The sequence below is a fragment of the Flavobacterium bernardetii genome (assembly GCF_011305415.1).
Taxonomy (GTDB): domain Bacteria; phylum Bacteroidota; class Bacteroidia; order Flavobacteriales; family Flavobacteriaceae; genus Flavobacterium; species Flavobacterium bernardetii.
Window position 1 is genome coordinate 123,880 of record NZ_JAANOQ010000003.1, and the last position, 15,064, is coordinate 138,943.

17 protein-coding genes are annotated in these 15,064 nt (G+C 31.0%); 9 read left to right on the top strand and 8 right to left on the bottom strand.

Going from position 1 to position 15,064, the window contains the following annotated elements:
- Positions 1 to 21 precede the first annotated feature (21 nt).
- The 5 genes from G6N05_RS07545 to G6N05_RS07565 form a co-directional block, all read right to left on the bottom strand.
- Complete coding sequence (locus G6N05_RS07545) at positions 22 to 795, bottom strand: sulfite exporter TauE/SafE family protein (RefSeq protein ID WP_166126239.1); 774 nt, start codon at positions 793 to 795, stop codon at positions 22 to 24.
- Positions 796 to 872: 77 nt separating this feature from the next.
- Positions 873 to 1,622, bottom strand: coding sequence for a triose-phosphate isomerase (tpiA, locus tag G6N05_RS07550; RefSeq protein WP_166126241.1), 750 nt, complete (start codon positions 1,620 to 1,622; stop codon positions 873 to 875).
- 116 nt (positions 1,623 to 1,738) lie between these two features.
- Positions 1,739 to 2,233 (bottom strand): TlpA family protein disulfide reductase, encoded by a 495-nt coding sequence (locus tag G6N05_RS07555; protein ID WP_166126243.1) that lies wholly within the window; start codon positions 2,231 to 2,233, stop codon positions 1,739 to 1,741.
- 24 nt (positions 2,234 to 2,257) lie between these two features.
- Entirely contained in the window at positions 2,258 to 3,352 is a 1,095-nt protein-coding gene (locus G6N05_RS07560) for a MauE/DoxX family redox-associated membrane protein (RefSeq protein WP_166126245.1), read from the bottom strand.
- Between the two features lie 183 nt (positions 3,353 to 3,535).
- Positions 3,536 to 4,075, bottom strand: a complete 540-nt coding sequence (locus tag G6N05_RS07565) for a DUF1599 domain-containing protein (protein WP_166126247.1) — start codon at positions 4,073 to 4,075, stop codon at positions 3,536 to 3,538.
- A gap of 47 nt (positions 4,076 to 4,122) precedes the next feature.
- On the opposite strand from G6N05_RS07565, the gene folP reads away from it, so the two are divergent.
- Together folP and G6N05_RS07575 are read left to right on the top strand one after the other, a co-directional pair.
- Positions 4,123 to 4,950 carry a dihydropteroate synthase gene (folP, locus tag G6N05_RS07570; RefSeq protein ID WP_166126249.1) on the top strand — a complete coding sequence of 276 codons (828 nt, stop codon included), beginning with the start codon at positions 4,123 to 4,125 and terminating at the stop codon, positions 4,948 to 4,950.
- Between the two features lie 23 nt (positions 4,951 to 4,973).
- Complete coding sequence (locus G6N05_RS07575; protein WP_166126251.1) at positions 4,974 to 5,402, top strand: DUF6210 family protein; 429 nt, start codon at positions 4,974 to 4,976, stop codon at positions 5,400 to 5,402.
- Positions 5,403 to 5,433: 31 nt separating this feature from the next.
- On the opposite strand, the gene rlmH is transcribed toward G6N05_RS07575, so the two are convergent.
- Together rlmH and G6N05_RS07585 are read right to left on the bottom strand one after the other, a co-directional pair.
- A complete protein-coding gene (rlmH, locus tag G6N05_RS07580; RefSeq protein WP_166126253.1) occupies positions 5,434 to 5,907 on the bottom strand; it encodes a 23S rRNA (pseudouridine(1915)-N(3))-methyltransferase RlmH in 474 nt (157 codons plus the stop codon).
- Positions 5,908 to 6,031: 124 nt separating this feature from the next.
- Positions 6,032 to 6,748, bottom strand: coding sequence for a YebC/PmpR family DNA-binding transcriptional regulator (locus tag G6N05_RS07585; protein ID WP_091311983.1), 717 nt, complete (start codon positions 6,746 to 6,748; stop codon positions 6,032 to 6,034).
- Between the two features lie 143 nt (positions 6,749 to 6,891).
- Here G6N05_RS07585 and G6N05_RS07590 point away from each other — a divergent pair, with 143 nt between their 5' ends.
- Both G6N05_RS07590 and G6N05_RS07595 read left to right on the top strand, forming a co-directional pair.
- Entirely contained in the window at positions 6,892 to 8,562 is a 1,671-nt protein-coding gene (locus tag G6N05_RS07590; protein WP_166126255.1) for an RluA family pseudouridine synthase, read from the top strand.
- 127 nt (positions 8,563 to 8,689) lie between these two features.
- The gene (locus tag G6N05_RS07595; protein ID WP_166126257.1) at positions 8,690 to 10,345 is read left to right on the top strand and encodes a hypothetical protein; all 1,656 of its coding nucleotides are present in this window, start codon (positions 8,690 to 8,692) and stop codon (positions 10,343 to 10,345) included.
- Between the two features lie 361 nt (positions 10,346 to 10,706).
- Here the strand turns inward: G6N05_RS07595 and hutI are convergent, their stop codons facing one another.
- Positions 10,707 to 11,945, bottom strand: coding sequence for an imidazolonepropionase (gene hutI / locus G6N05_RS07600; RefSeq protein WP_166126259.1), 1,239 nt, complete (start codon positions 11,943 to 11,945; stop codon positions 10,707 to 10,709).
- 48 nt (positions 11,946 to 11,993) lie between these two features.
- On the opposite strand from hutI, the gene corA reads away from it, so the two are divergent.
- The 5 genes from corA (at position 11,994) to G6N05_RS07625 (ending at position 15,053) form a co-directional block, all read left to right on the top strand.
- Positions 11,994 to 13,058 (top strand): magnesium/cobalt transporter CorA, encoded by a 1,065-nt coding sequence (gene corA / locus G6N05_RS07605; protein WP_166126262.1) that lies wholly within the window; start codon positions 11,994 to 11,996, stop codon positions 13,056 to 13,058.
- An 18-nt stretch (positions 13,059 to 13,076) separates the two neighbouring features.
- Entirely contained in the window at positions 13,077 to 13,610 is a 534-nt protein-coding gene (locus G6N05_RS07610; protein WP_166126264.1) for a DUF1003 domain-containing protein, read from the top strand.
- 54 nt (positions 13,611 to 13,664) lie between these two features.
- Positions 13,665 to 13,988 carry an ArsR/SmtB family transcription factor gene (locus G6N05_RS07615; RefSeq protein WP_166126266.1) on the top strand — a complete coding sequence of 108 codons (324 nt, stop codon included), beginning with the start codon at positions 13,665 to 13,667 and terminating at the stop codon, positions 13,986 to 13,988.
- Between the two features lie 78 nt (positions 13,989 to 14,066).
- Positions 14,067 to 14,540, top strand: coding sequence for a DUF6428 family protein (locus tag G6N05_RS07620; protein WP_166126268.1), 474 nt, complete (start codon positions 14,067 to 14,069; stop codon positions 14,538 to 14,540).
- Positions 14,541 to 14,558: 18 nt separating this feature from the next.
- Complete coding sequence (locus G6N05_RS07625; protein WP_166126270.1) at positions 14,559 to 15,053, top strand: hypothetical protein; 495 nt, start codon at positions 14,559 to 14,561, stop codon at positions 15,051 to 15,053.
- Positions 15,054 to 15,064 lie beyond the last annotated feature (11 nt).

The window sequence follows — 15,064 nt, forward strand, 5'->3', positions numbered from 1 at the left end:
GTAAGATCCGCGTTCCTAAATCTAAACAATCCCCAATCCTAAAGCGATCGCAAACAAAATAATCATAAAAGCTACGATTTTCTGAATGGTGTTTATGGTTATTTTTTTGACCAATTTATTTCCGAAATACACGCCAATAAAAGCGGCAAGAGTTGCCACAAAAATCAAGTTAAAGTTTAAAGAATCTTTCACTTTTGAAATATTGGTAAAATAAACCGACATTCTGCTCACATCAATCATACAAGCGATTATTACGCCTGTAGCAATAAACGCTTCTTTAGATAAACCGACTTTAGTTAAAAACGCACTTCGCAACGCACCTTGATGTCCGGAAAGTCCTCCAAAAAAACCACTTAAAATTCCGCCAATCGGTAAATATTTCTCAGGAAATTGTAAGTTTTTTAGTTTCGGAATTAACTCAAATAAAGCAAAGAAAATCAGTAAAAACGCAACAATAATTTTCATTAAAGTTACTTGAAATACTTTGTCGTTTAAACTGTATTCAGTAAGAATATTAGCATTTGTAATCTTATCTAACAAAAATGCGCCAAGAAAAGAAAACAGTAAAGCTGGAAGTCCAAATCGTAAGGCAATTTTCCAATTGATTTGTTTTTTTACTAATAACAGTTTAAACGCATTATTTAAAAAATGCACAATTGCCGTTAATGCTATCGCTACATCGACAGGGAAAAACAGCGCAAAAGCAGGTAATAATAAAGTTCCCAATCCGAAACCTGAGAAAAAGGTTAGGGCAGAAGCGAGTAGTGCTACAATTGGGATTAGGATGTATTCCATAGAAGCTGGAAGTTTGGAGTTAGAAGTTTGAAGCTAGAAGTGTTAAAAAAATCTTCCAGCTTCTAGCTTCCATCTTTTTATATTCCGTTAATAATTCCGAAGAAATCGTTGGCGTTTAATGCTGCACCACCAATTAATCCACCATCAACATCCGGTTTTGAGAAAATTTCTTTGGCGTTGTCAGGTTTAACACTTCCACCGTATAAAATAGAAACGTTTTCAGCAATTTCTCTTCCGAAAACTTTATCAACTAAGTTTCTAACAAATAAATGCATTTCTTGTGCTTGTTCTGGAGAAGCGGTTTCGCCAGTTCCAATAGCCCAAACTGGTTCGTAAGCTAATACGATATTATTCCATTTTTCATTTGAAATATGAAACAAACCATCCCGTAATTGGTATTCAACAATATTAAAATGGTTGTCGTTTTGTCTGTCTTTTAATTCTTCACCAAAGCAAAAAATAACCGTCATATCGTGAGTTAAAGCAGTATCCACTTTATTTGCTAATAACGCATCATTTTCATGAAAATAAGCTCTTCTTTCGCTATGACCTAAAATCACAGTATTCACAGCAATACTTGTTAACATTGACGCAGAAACTTCACCTGTAAACGCGCCACTTTCTGCTTGATGCATGTTTTGAGCGGCGATTTTAATATCCGTTCCAGCCACTAATTCCACCGCTTTTGCTAAAAATGGAAATGGAGTAGCTAAAATGACTTCAGCATTGTTGTTTGGTTTGTTGTTTTTGATTTCGTTAATTAACTCTATGGCTTGTGGTAAGGTTTTGTTCATTTTCCAGTTACCAGCGACGATGTTTTTTCTCATTTTTTATTTAGTTACAACATTTTTTTTCGACACAGATTGGAGAAATTATTTAAATTATTAAAATTTCTCCAATCTGTGTTCAAAGAATAAAAAATGTTTCTTTTGGTTATGATATTTTATTTAGATTTTTCTATAGTTTCTTTAATTTTATCAAAGTCTTTTTCAATAGCTCTGAATAACGCAATGTTTCCTTTTTTATCCAAAACAATAAAACGTGGAATCCAATCTAATTTGATAGATTGTCCGAATTCACCTTTCATACCATCCTTAATTAAATAGTTTTCACCAGTAACATTATGTTTTTCAATACCTGTTTTCCATGCATCGAAAGTTTTATCACAAGATAGGTTTACAAATGCTACATTTGGATTTTTAGCTTTTAATTCTTTTACTTGTGGCATACTTTTTACACAGTCGGAACACCATGATGCCCATACTTCTATAACAACTACTTTTCCTTCGTTTTGTTTTAAGATCTCTTCGAAAGTGATGTCTTTATTATCAGTTGTTGTTAATTTGTGACCTAAACTTTCTTTTGAAAATTCAGTTTCTTGGGCTTGACAAGAGGTTAAGCTAAGTCCTAATGCTAAGGTTGCTAAGATTTTTTTCATGGTAATATTGTCTAAATTAATATTCTATTTTTTATAAATAACTTTCTCAATTGCTTTACTATTAAATGCATTTTCTGCAATTCCGTCGTAAAATTTAATTACGTTTCCATTGTGTAAATATACGATTCCTGGTGTATCTTTTCCAGAACCTAATTTCGTCCAAAATGGAATCACATCAATCACTTTGTATGGGAATTGTTTGCCAGCATATTTAAAGAAATCTGGAATTTTTTCCGCTTCTTCATCCATAAATACAATTTGTACTTGTGGAAAATCTTTATGTTTCTTTTGTAAGGCATTTAAATCTCTAGCGGCATCTCTACAATGTTCGCAACCTGGAACGAAGAAACATAATATTTTTTTACCGTTATCGATATCAGCATAAAACTCCGAATAACCAGAAAAGACTGGTTTTGGTCCCACTTCTTTTTTGACTTCTTCAATATTTTTTTCGACTTTAACTTTCGATGAATCGACAGGTTTAATTTCTGCAACTTGAACAGTGTCTTCAACTTGAGAAATTGTATCTGTTAAAACTACTTCATTTGAATCTATTGAACTTGAAGTAGTAGCAGCTTTCATCGGTGCTAACATGAATAAGCCTAAAATACAAGCTAAAGTCACGGTTGTTAAAATCCAAAAATTCGATTTTTTATCGTTTTCTTGAATTTTCCAAAGCCAAACTAATAAACCAACTGCAATTATGTTTTTGATTATTGCTTCAATTGGTGTCATTGGGATTAATTCGCCAAAACAACCACAATTTCCTGAATTTCCACCGCTTAAAAAAGTCACATAGCTTAAATGAATGATGAAAACTACTAACAAACCAATCGTTGCTGGAATCGTAATTCGTTTTAAGAAATTATTATTCAGTAATAAAAACCCAAGTGCAAATTCAATTCCAATTAAAATTCTTGAAAAATAGGGTGCAACTGCTTCTGAAAATCCTAAAGTTAAAAGTTGTTTAACTTCAAAAGTAGAAATAGCAAAATAGGGCGAAAAATCGATAAAAGGAAAATCAGAAATCCAACCTTTAGATATTTTCGCAATTGCCGAAACGATAAAAAGTAAGGCAATAACTATTCTTAGCGTCCAAGATATATTTTTTTTGTTCATTTATTTTTTTGTTTAAAATACAGAGAAACATAGTTTATTGTTGTTTATAGTAAAAAAAAGTTAACATTACCTATAATAGCAAAGCGACTTTTTTTTTAAATTTTCTATGTGTATATGTGTTTAAAATTTTAGCATTAACAAATATAAACAGGCTTTTTGATAGATTGTGTTAATGAGATGTTATTAAAGTTTTTCCATCAAAATCAACGCAAAAACCGAATAGTTAATCATGTCTTGATAATTCGCATCAATACCTTCAGAAACTAAGGTTTTTCCTTTGTTATCTTCAATTTGTTTCACACGTAATAACTTCTGAATGATTAAATCCGTTAGGGAACTCACACGCATATCGCGCCAAGCTTCTCCATAATCGTGATTTTTATCTTCCATTAATTCTTTCGTAATATCAATTTTATGATTATATAATTTGATCGCTTCTTCCGCAGTTAAATCGGGTTGCGTCGCAATGCCTTTATCCATTTGAATTAAAGCCATCACACAATAATTGATAATTCCGATAAATTCTGAAGTTTCATCTTCATCTACTTTTCGAACCTCGTTTTCTTGTAAACTTCTGATACGTTGCGCTTTAATAAATATTTGATCCGTTAACGAAGGCAAACGTAAAACGCGCCAAGCGGTTCCATAATCGTGCGCTTTTTTAGTAAATAAATCTCTGCAAATTGCAATTACTTTGTCGTATTCTTGTGAGGTATTGCTCATTATTATATTATATTTGTATCAAAGTTCAAATATAACTAAAAAAATGTATGTCAACAATAAACTGTAAAGGAACGCTCATCGATTTATCAACACCTAAAGTCATGGGAATTGTCAATGTTACGCCAGATTCATTTTTTGAAGGTGGAAAACTGACCAATTCTGATGAAATTTTAGGTCAAGTTGAGAAAATGCTAAACGATGGTGCTACGTTTATTGATTTAGGTGGTTATTCAAGTAAACCTGGAGCAGATTTTGTTTCTGAATCTGAAGAATTAAATCGAGTAATACCAATTGTGAAGTTATTAGTCGAGAAATTTCCAGATATTTTACTTTCGATTGATACATTTAGAAGTGAAGTAGCGAAGCAAGCAGTAGAAAATGGCGCGGCAATCATCAATGATATTTCGGCTGGTTTGTTAGATGAGAATATGTTTGAAACCGTTGCGAAATTACAAGTTCCGTATATTATGATGCATATGAAAGGCACACCAAAAACAATGCAAAGCTTAGCAAATTATGACGATTTATTAAAAGAAATGAATTTTTATTTTTCGGAACGAATTTCGAAAGCGAGAAGTTTTGGTTTGAACGACATTATCATCGATCCCGGATTTGGATTCGCCAAAACAATCGAACATAATTACGAATTATTACAGAATTTAGAGTTGCTTCAATTCCAAGAATTACCTATTTTAGCTGGAATTTCAAGAAAATCAATGATTTATAAAACCTTAGAAACTTCACCAGAAGAAGCATTAAACGGAACTACCTTTTTACACGCTTTTTGTTTACAAAAAGGAGCAAATATTTTACGCGTTCACGATGTAAAAGAAGCTGTTGAATGTGTGAAACTAATGTGCCGATTAGGCAATTAACAATTAGTCAATTTACCAAGATTATGTTAAAACCTAAAATAAAATTATATGATGCAGTTGGTTTGGGATTAATAATTTCTTATCCATCTGGTGTAGAAATTTCAAATCAAACTGGAGGAACTACTTGTTATCAACCATCAATTGAAGGTGTTTATTTGCCAATTGTAAATTCTTGTAGTTTATCAAATGAATTAATAAGTCCAGAAATTGAATTATTTGAATATTTTTCAAAATATGGATGTGATTTCTTAAGAGAAGTCGATATTGAAATTATAAATAAAATTCTAGATAAATATAAATTATCAGATTTTATTAAAATTGATTTAGATATGTTAAAACAATCACACGAATCATGGATTTATGTAGATGTTTATTATGATGAAAAACATGATCTTTTAGATTGTTTTAATTTTCCTTTAAAAGGTGTGTTAACTTGGAGTAATAGTGATTAATTGGCACATTGTCAAATTGACTAATTGAACATTAATTATGATGATACGGTTCGTTATTCAAAATCGTAAAGCCTCTATAAATCTGCTCAATCACAAATAATCGTACCATTTGATGTGAAAATGTCATTTGAGATAAGGCCACTTTTCCTTGTGCTTTTTGATAGACTTCTTCCGAAAAACCATAAGGTCCACCAATTACAAAGACCAACGTTTTAATTCCGGAATTCATTTTCTTTTGTAAAAAATCGGAGAAACCAACACTATTGAATTCTTTTCCATTTTCGTCCAATAAAATCAATTGGTCTGTTGGCGTTAATTTGGATAAAATAAGCTGTCCTTCTTTCGTTTTTTGCTCACTTTCCGATAAGTTTTTTACGTTTTTGATGTCTGGAATAACATCCAAATCGAACTTAATATAAAAACCCAATCGCTTCGTATATTCGTCTATTAAAGCTTGCAGATTTTTATTGTCGGTTTTGCCAATGGCTATAAGTTTGATGTTCATATTGAGTTGGGAGTTAGGAGATGGGAGTTAGGAGATGGGAGTTAGGAGTAAGTAAAATGCAGAATTTAAAATATTAAATTCTGCATTCAATTGTATACTGTAAACTGCGACTGTAAACTGAAAACTAATTCTCCACCATGGTATGGAAAACGTTCATTACGTCATCGTCTTCTTCAATTTTTTCTAATAATTTTTCCACATCAGCTACTTGTTCTGGTGTTAATTCTTTCGTTACTTGTGGAATTCTATCAAATCCAGAAGATAAAATCTCTAAACCTCTAGATTCTAATTCTTTCTGAATCGCTCCGAAACTTTCAAAAGGCGCGTACATTAAAATTCCATCTTCATCATCAGCGAAAATTTCTTCTACACCGAAATCAATCATTTCTAATTCTAATTCGTCAATATCTTGTCCGGCAGCAGGGATTCTGAAGTTACATGTATGATCAAACATAAATTCAACCGAACCTTGCGTTCCCATTGTTCCATTACATTTGTTGAAATAACTTCTAATATTCGCAACGGTTCTGTTGTTGTTATCTGAAGCAGTTTCAATTAAAATCGCAATTCCGTGTGGTGCGTAACCTTCAAATAAAATTTCTTTATAGTTCGCTGTGTCTTTATCTGTAGCTTTTTTAATGGCACGTTCTACGTTTTCTTTTGGCATATTTACTGCCTTAGAGTTTTGAATAACGGCTCTTAAACGCGAGTTAGCTTCCGGATTTGGACCACCTTCTTTAACCGCCATTACAATATCTTTACCAATTCTGGTAAACGCTTTAGCCATTGCCGACCAACGCTTCATTTTTCTTCCTTTTCTGAATTCAAACGCTCTTCCCATTTCTCGTTTTGGTTTTTTTATATAAGTGCAAAAATAAAATAAGCAAGCAGTAAAAAAAAATGTTTGAGTGTTTTTTTTATGGTTATCTAATTTTTCCAATTTTTACAGATTAAATAATATGTCAATTGCTTTATCTTTGCCCTATGCAAAACCAATTTTTTCAACCTATTTCAGCCGATATTTCAGGAATTTCGTTACCTGAAAAATTTACGTTTCCGTTTTATTATCAGCCACATCCATTGAGTGAAATTGCGGCTACGGCTTTGCAAAATTACTTAGAATTGCAAACTAATTTTGATCATAATTTTGGATTAGATGCCAATCAAAACGGATTAGTGATTGGGAAAATGTTTGGTGTTTTGGTTTGTCAAAATGAAAAGGGTGAATTAGGGTATTTATGGGCGTTTTCAGGGAAATTAGCGAATGAAAATCACCATGATTATTTCGTGCCAACGGTTTTTGATATGTTAGTCGACAATAGTTTTTTCCGTAAAGAAGAAGCGCTGTTAAATGCTTACAATCGTAAAATTGAAAATTTAGAAATTTCTGAAGATTATTTAAATGAATTAGAAAATTTCAAGAAAACTAAGATTCAAGCGGAAACTGAATTACAAAATCAGAAAATCAGAATTAAAGAACAAAAAATACTTCGTGACGAAAGAAGAATTCAAATAGAAGCCACTTTAAACGAAGAAGAATTATTGGAATTTAACGAACAACTAGCTGAAGAAAGTAAGAAAGAAAGCATTTTGTTAAAGAAAATGACCAAATATTGGAAATTAACTTTGCAAACTTTAGAAGAAAAAGGGTTAGTGTTTTCCAATGAATTAATGCAATTAAAAGAAGAAAGAAAGGCGAAATCGGCAGCTTTACAACAAAAATTATTTGCGGAATATTCGTTTTTTAATCAGTATAAAGAAAAGAAAAGTTTAGGCGAAATTTTCAATAATAATCCGCCCGCTGGAGCAGGAGAATGTGCTGCGCCGAAGTTATTACATTATGCTTTTCAACATAATTTAAAGCCGATTTGCATGGCAGAATTTTGGTGGGGACAATCGCCAAACTCAGAAGTACGACAACACAAACAATTTTATCCGTCTTGTAAAAGTAAATGTGAACCGATTTTGATGGGGCATATGTTACAAGATTTAGAAATGGAAGAAAATCCGTTTATTATGAATCATGCAGAAGGGAAAGATATTGAAATTGTGTACGAAGATGAAGTGATGCTAGCCATAAATAAACCTACAGAATTTTTATCCGTTCCAGGAAAAACCATTTCCGATTCGGTTTACGCTCGAATTAAGGACAAATATCCTGAGGCGACTGGTCCGCTAATTGTGCATCGATTAGATATGTCGACTTCCGGAATTATGCTTATCGCGAAAAATGAAGCTACAGCGGTACAATTACAAAGTCAGTTTATTAATCGAACCATTAAGAAACGTTACGTCGCTTTATTAGATGGTTTATTAGAAAAATCTCACGGTTATATCGATTTGCCTTTACGAGTAGATTTAGACGATAGACCAAGGCAATTAGTTTGTTACGAACACGGAAAACCTGCACAAACCAAATGGAAAACCATTGAAGTCAAAAACGGAAAAACGAAGGTTCATTTTTATCCAATAACAGGAAGAACGCACCAATTACGTGTTCATGCTTCTCATAATTTAGGACTACACGCGCCAATTGTTGGTGACGATTTATACGGTACAAAAGCTGATAGGTTGCATTTGCACGCTGAATATATTCAGTTTGAGCATCCAATTACCAAAGAAATAATGGAGATTGTGGTGGAAGCGGAGTTTTAAAATCGTATAAAACACTTATAATTAAGACTTTATAAATATAAAACATTTAACGCTAAAATAATAAGCATTTTAAAGAAATTAATTGTTAATAAATGTACTTTTGCCAGCAAATGTTAAAACAAAAAAAATGAAAAAAATATTTTTCTATTTATGCTTATTGATTGTTTCTTTAAGTTTTTCTCAAAGTCAACTTTCTAATGACTATAGTTACAATGTAAGTACTCCTTATAAAGTTTTTGATGCGGATCAAAAATATTATTTTACAAAAGGAAATCATTCTATTGCATTAAAATTTGATGGTAAAAAAGTATTGTTGCAAAAATTCAATAATGACAAACCGTCTTTTGTTAAAGAAAAATTATTTGAAAATTATTTTCCTAAAAATTATAAAATCGAAAGAGTATTACAATTAGATTCGAAAGTCTATGTATTTTATTCTTCTTGGGATGGCGATAATGACAATGAGCAATTATTTGCTGTTGAAGCAGATTTTGAAACCTGTGCTTTTAAAGACAATAGAAATATTTTAAAAATTGCAGGGAAAATTACTGGAAAAAAAGAATTTAGTTTTTGGGGAGGTACTTTTAGTGAAATGATTGCTGGTACTCAAGATAAATTTGATTTTTTAGTATCACATGATAGTAAAAGAGTGCTTGTTCAATATTCAAAAAAAGAATTAGTTAAAAATGATAAAGAAAGCTTTTCTGTTGTTGGATTAGTAACATATGATTCTAATTTAAAGCAAATTTCGGAAAAAGAAATTACGATGCCTTATTCAGTCAAAACGATGAATAATATCGATTATCATTTAGATAATGATGGTAATTTATATATGTTAACTAAAGTTTTTCATGATGATTCAAAAAATGAAAAAAAGAAAAGAAAAGATGAATTAGCCAATTATCATATAGAATTATTTTTTGTTGCCAATGGAACAAATGAAATTAAAATTTCAAAATTTGATAACAAAGAAAAAATCATAACAAAATTATGGTTGTTTGATTCAGATCAAAATTTCATTGTTTGTGGAGGTTTTTATAATAATGGAAAAGGTGATTATTTTGATGATGTTGATGGCTTATTAACGTTTAAAGTGGATAGAACTGGTAAGATTTATGATTCATATAGTCATGAAATTCCTTTAGAAATTATTAATCAATACGAAAGTGAGAAATTTATTAAAAAGAACTTAAAAGCCGAGAAAAAAGGTGAAGGAGCAAAATTTAATGATTTAGAATTAAATAATTTACTAGTTAATCAAGATGGAAGTATCGTGTTAATTGGAGAAAAAATATTTGTTAAATCACATTATTCACCTGGAATGAATGGTTCTGCTGGTAGAACGTATTATACATACCATTATTGTGACATTTTAGCAACTAAAATTGGTGTTGATGGTAGTTTACAATGGATGAAAAAAATTCCTAAAGAACAATCTGGTTCTAGAGGAAGAGGAGGAATGTCATATAAATATTTTGTTGCTAATAATTCTCACTATCTATTATTTTTAGATAACGTAAAAAATATCAATTTAGCAGAAAATTTACCTCCAGCTTTGCATTCAGATGGGAAAGGTGGTTATTTAACTTCTGTGAAAATTTCAGATTCTGATGGGACTTTGAAAAAAGATTCTGTTTTTAATGGAAGAGATATTGAAGACTTTACGATGTATCAATTTGCAGTAGATAGAGTTTTTAAAACAAGTGATAACTCATTTATGATTGAAGTGTATAAAAAGAAAAAAGAAGATATAATGATTAAAGTGAACATGTTAAAACTTTAAAAGTCTTTTAAAAACATAAAACCTCCAAAAAGTAATTTCTTCTTGGAGGTTTTTTTATTGTCAGAATTATATAGAGTTAAATCTTAGTAGACTTATCAGATACTATTTTAAATTTTGATTAGTTTTTTAATTCTGTTAATCAATAAAAATATTATCAATATTAGAATAAAAGGTATTGAATAATTGATTTTTAATTGGTTGTCAATTGCTGTATCAATTTCAATATTCCTTCTATTACCAAAATACATAAAAAAAGAAATCCCAGATAAGTAAAACAAACTAACAATTGTTGAGAATAATAATATTATGTAAATGATAAATTTAGTTTTCATCTTCTAAATCCTTTAAATCTGCGTACCTATTAACCAAAAATCTCCCCATCCAACCAAACACTATCAATTAAATTCGTAGCGAAACAATACGGAATTTCGTAAAAACTATGTAAGGGTTTTGTGATAATCAAATTGGCTTTTTTCCCTTTTGTAATACTTCCGTGAGAATCACTTAATTCCATCGCGTAAGCTCCATTAATTGTCGCAGCGTTTATCGCTTCTTCTGGTGTCATTTTCATTTTGATACATGCTGTTGCGACTACAAAATGCATATTTCCTGATGGAGTAGTTCCTGGGTTGAAATCGGAAGCTAAAGCTAAAGGTAAACCTGCGTTTAACATTTGTCGTGCTGGTGTGTAGGGAATCGAAATAAAATACGAACAACTTGGCAAAGCCACTGGCATACAAGCGGAACCTTTTAAAACTTCAATATCTTCTTCAGTAATAATTTCAAGATGGTCGACACTTAATGCGCCATTTTCTACACAAGCTTTAATTCCGTCAATGGCTGTAAACTGATTCACGTGAATTTTCGGTGTTAAACCATATTTTTTTCCAGCTTCCATTATTTGAATGGTTTCTGAAACACTGAAATAACCGGTTTCTAAAAACGCATCAATATAATCGGCTAAATTTTCAACTGCTATTTTTGGTAACATTTCATTGATAATCAAATCGATATACGCTTGATGATTTTCTTTGTATTCTGTTGGAAAAGCATGAGCACCAAGGAAAGTTGACTTTATAGCAATGGGATAATTTTCTTTTAATTTTTTGATGACGCGAAGCATTTTCAATTCGCCTTCCACTGTTAATCCGTAACCCGATTTAATTTCAACGGCGCCAGTTCCTTGTGAAATCACTTCTTCTAAACGTTTTTTCGATTGGTTATAAATTTCTTCTTCGGAAGTTTCGTTTAATTTCTTAGCCGAATTTAAAATCCCACCACCACGATTCGCAATTTCTTCATAAGACAAACCGTTAATTCTATCTACAAATTCACCACTTCTATTTCCGGCGTACACAATGTGCGTGTGACTGTCGCAAAAGCTTGGCATCACAATTTTTCCAGTCGCATCAATAATAGTTGCATTTTCTAATTTTGGACAATTTTCCATCAATCCGAAATCGGAAATTAAATCGTTTTCTAAAACTAAAAAAGCGTTTTCTAGTATTGGTAAATTCGCCATTTCTACACCTGAAACTTTTTTTATGGAAGTTTCTCTAACTTGTAGTAATTGTTTGATGTTTATAATAAGGGTTTGCATAACTTTTAGTTATATTTGTGAATGGTAAAAATACTTATTTAAAATAAAGTGCGAAAACTATTATACAAAAAAGGTCGAAAAGTTGTACCATCAATAATTGAATACACTGGCGAACACGATGATACAAAGCCAGAAATGCAATTGTTTGTGTACGATTCTGATGAATTATCTGAATATGAAGACATAAAACTGTCTCAATTGGATAAACATATGGAGTCGGATAAAAACAATTGGATTAATTTACATGGTTTATCAGATGTTGCTTTAATTAAAGAAATTGGTGCAAAATTTAAAATTGACGATTTCATTTTAGGAGATATTTTAAATATTCTAAAACGATCCAAAGTTGACGAATACAATCATACTTTGTTTTTTAATATTAAGTCGTTATTACCTGAATCTAATGGGATTGATGTAGAACAAATTAGTTTTATTTTACGTGATGGATTGTTGTTTTCGTTTCAAGAAAAAAAGAGTGATTTCTTTTTACATATTCGAGAAAGAATGCGTCAACACGCTGGAATTGTAAGAGATAGAAAAGTCGATTACCTACTGTATTTGTTGTTAGATGCGGTAATGGAGAATTTTTATATTACAATTGAAAGTGAAGAGCAGAAAATTGATAGTTTAATAGATTTAATTAAGACAACACCTAATCCAAATATTTTAGAAGATATTGAATTACACAGAGATAATTTAAATTTTTTACGTCGTTCAATTGTGCCACTTCGCGATTCGTTGTATTCTATAAAAAGCATGAAAGATGATGATGTTTTTAACGTTATTCAAGCAGAAAATTACACGTTTTTTTCTCGATTACATCAAAAATGTTTAGAACTTTTAGATCAAGTGGATGCCGACTTAAATTCCTTAGATAGTGCTTCCGCTTTTTATTTTTCGATGCAAAGTCATAAAATGAATGAAGTCATGAAAACTTTAACTGTCGTTTCGGTGTTCTTTATGCCATTGACTTTTATCGTTGGAGTGTATGGAATGAATTTCGATAATATGCCAGAATTGCACTGGAAATATGGTTATTTTATCATTTTAGCGGCTATGTTTTTGTTGCTTTTAGGAATGATTATTTACTTTAAGAAAAGAAAATGGTATTAATTGTTAAATTCATTTAAAATGAAAAAGGAAACAAAAAACTTGTTAGATTCTGAAGATGAACAATTAAAAAAACTACAAGAAATTGTTAGAAAAACGATTGACGAAGAACAATTAATCATCAATAATTTACTTCATCCGCCAACGGATAAATTATCAAAAGGACAAATTATTTCTGATAAAGTAGCTAATTTCGGAGGAAGTTGGGCGTTTATTATTTCCTTTTTTGTGGTGCTTTTAATTTGGATTGTCTTTAATACGATTGCTTTAAAAAACTTTATTTTTGATCCGTATCCATTTATTTTAATGAATTTAATTTTGTCCTGTATTGCAGCTTTGCAAGCGCCAATTATTATGATGAGCCAAAACCGTCAAGAAGAAAAAGACAGAAAGCGCAGTGAAAACGACTACTTAATTAATCTAAAATCGGAATTAGAAATCAGAGCTTTAAACCAAAAAATCGACTTATTATTGGAAGAACAAATCAAAATTCTATTTGATAGTCAGGCGAAACAATTGGAAATTCTTAAAAATATTGAACAAAAAATGAAATAATTTTTTTGTTACCTTTTATTATCGTAATATTGCAATATATAAATATGATATAGAATGGGAATTACAAAATCAGAATCTTTTACAGACGAACAAAACGAAATAGCTAACTTATTGAAAGCCTTAGCTAATCCCGCGCGTGTGGCGATTATTCAGTATTTGTTGAAAGTCGATTCTTGTATTTGTGGCGATATTGTCAACGAATTGCCTTTGGCGCAACCAACAATTTCTCAACATCTAAAAGAATTAAAAAACGCAAATATCATTCAAGGAACCATTGAAGGGAAATCAATTTGTTATTGCATCAATCCAGAAACAATGTCGAAAATTGAACGTTATTTTGGTGGAATTTCTCAAAAATTAAAAAATAAATGTTGTTAACTAGATAAATTAGACCGACTTAGACAAGTTAGATTTCTAACATTCTAAAAATCTAATAATCCAAAAATCTAAAAAAAAATGAAATTATCAGAAATTAAAAATCAGCTTAAAAAGCTTACGAATATAGCTTTTCAATTGCCTAATGGCGAATTAGTTCCGAGTCATTTTCATGTGACGGAAGTGGGTAAAATTACCAAACATTTCATCGATTGTGGTGGTGTGGTTCGTAACGAAGAAGTAGTGAATTTTCAACTTTGGGAAGCGAATGACTATAATCACCGGTTGCATCCAGAAAAATTTCTTCATATTATAGAACTTTCGGAAGATAAACTACAAATTCCAGATTTAGAAATTGAAGTCGAATACCAAATGAAAGAAACTATTGGAAAATTTAGTTTAGATTTTGATGGTACGAATTTCCAATTGAAATCGAAGTTAACGGATTGTTTAGCCAAAGACAATTGCGGAATTCCACCAGAAAAATTAAAAGTTAAAATTGGGGAATGGAAACCAAAAGTAACTTCTTGTGCACCAGATTCTGGATGTTGTTAATAATAATTAAATTCTAAAATGAATAAAATAAAATCAATATGGACCACCATTACAGGAAGTGTTAGTGCTGCTATTCCTTTGTTTTTTGCAGTTTGTAAAAGTGGCGCTTGTACTGCAGTTTGTGTGAGTCCAATTGCCTCAATATTTGGAATTTCTAGTGCGAGTTTAACGGCTTCGCCTTTGATGAAATCGTTATTTCCATTATTATTAGTCATTAGTGCAGTGGCATTTACCATTTCGTATTATAAATTATATGTTTTGCCAAAATACGCATCAGCGACTTCTTGTGAAACAGATTGTGGTTGTGATACACTTCAAAAACCACTTCATAAAACCTTTCCATTTTGGTCTTTTTGGGTTGGATTAGTGGCAAGTATTGTGTTTTTTACTTATTTTGAAGTTCAAAATTATAATTCTGAAACTCAAAAAGTAACGACTCCTACAGAAGTGAATGTTGTGAAATTAGATAATGCGGAAGCGCCTTGTTGCGCTGATACAAAAAAATGTGAATAAGTATAAAAGAA

What these genes read in the sequence shown, in the direction of transcription:
- G6N05_RS07545 (WP_166126239.1), bottom strand. Translation starts at nt 795, where the DNA reads ATGGAATACATCCTAATCCCAATTGTAGCACTACTCGCTTCTGCCCTA.
- tpiA (WP_166126241.1), bottom strand. Translation starts at nt 1,622, where the DNA reads ATGAGAAAAAACATCGTCGCTGGTAACTGGAAAATGAACAAAACCTTA.
- G6N05_RS07555 (WP_166126243.1), bottom strand. Translation starts at nt 2,233, where the DNA reads ATGAAAAAAATCTTAGCAACCTTAGCATTAGGACTTAGCTTAACCTCT.
- G6N05_RS07560 (WP_166126245.1), bottom strand. Translation starts at nt 3,352, where the DNA reads ATGAACAAAAAAAATATATCTTGGACGCTAAGAATAGTTATTGCCTTA.
- G6N05_RS07565 (WP_166126247.1), bottom strand. Translation starts at nt 4,075, where the DNA reads ATGAGCAATACCTCACAAGAATACGACAAAGTAATTGCAATTTGCAGA.
- folP (WP_166126249.1), top strand. Translation starts at nt 4,123, where the DNA reads ATGTCAACAATAAACTGTAAAGGAACGCTCATCGATTTATCAACACCT.
- G6N05_RS07575 (WP_166126251.1), top strand. Translation starts at nt 4,974, where the DNA reads ATGTTAAAACCTAAAATAAAATTATATGATGCAGTTGGTTTGGGATTA.
- rlmH (WP_166126253.1), bottom strand. Translation starts at nt 5,907, where the DNA reads ATGAACATCAAACTTATAGCCATTGGCAAAACCGACAATAAAAATCTG.
- G6N05_RS07585 (WP_091311983.1), bottom strand. Translation starts at nt 6,748, where the DNA reads ATGGGAAGAGCGTTTGAATTCAGAAAAGGAAGAAAAATGAAGCGTTGG.
- G6N05_RS07590 (WP_166126255.1), top strand. Translation starts at nt 6,892, where the DNA reads ATGCAAAACCAATTTTTTCAACCTATTTCAGCCGATATTTCAGGAATT.
- G6N05_RS07595 (WP_166126257.1), top strand. Translation starts at nt 8,690, where the DNA reads ATGAAAAAAATATTTTTCTATTTATGCTTATTGATTGTTTCTTTAAGT.
- hutI (WP_166126259.1), bottom strand. Translation starts at nt 11,945, where the DNA reads ATGCAAACCCTTATTATAAACATCAAACAATTACTACAAGTTAGAGAA.
- G6N05_RS07610 (WP_166126264.1), top strand. Translation starts at nt 13,077, where the DNA reads ATGAAAAAGGAAACAAAAAACTTGTTAGATTCTGAAGATGAACAATTA.
- G6N05_RS07615 (WP_166126266.1), top strand. Translation starts at nt 13,665, where the DNA reads ATGGGAATTACAAAATCAGAATCTTTTACAGACGAACAAAACGAAATA.
- G6N05_RS07620 (WP_166126268.1), top strand. Translation starts at nt 14,067, where the DNA reads ATGAAATTATCAGAAATTAAAAATCAGCTTAAAAAGCTTACGAATATA.
- G6N05_RS07625 (WP_166126270.1), top strand. Translation starts at nt 14,559, where the DNA reads ATGAATAAAATAAAATCAATATGGACCACCATTACAGGAAGTGTTAGT.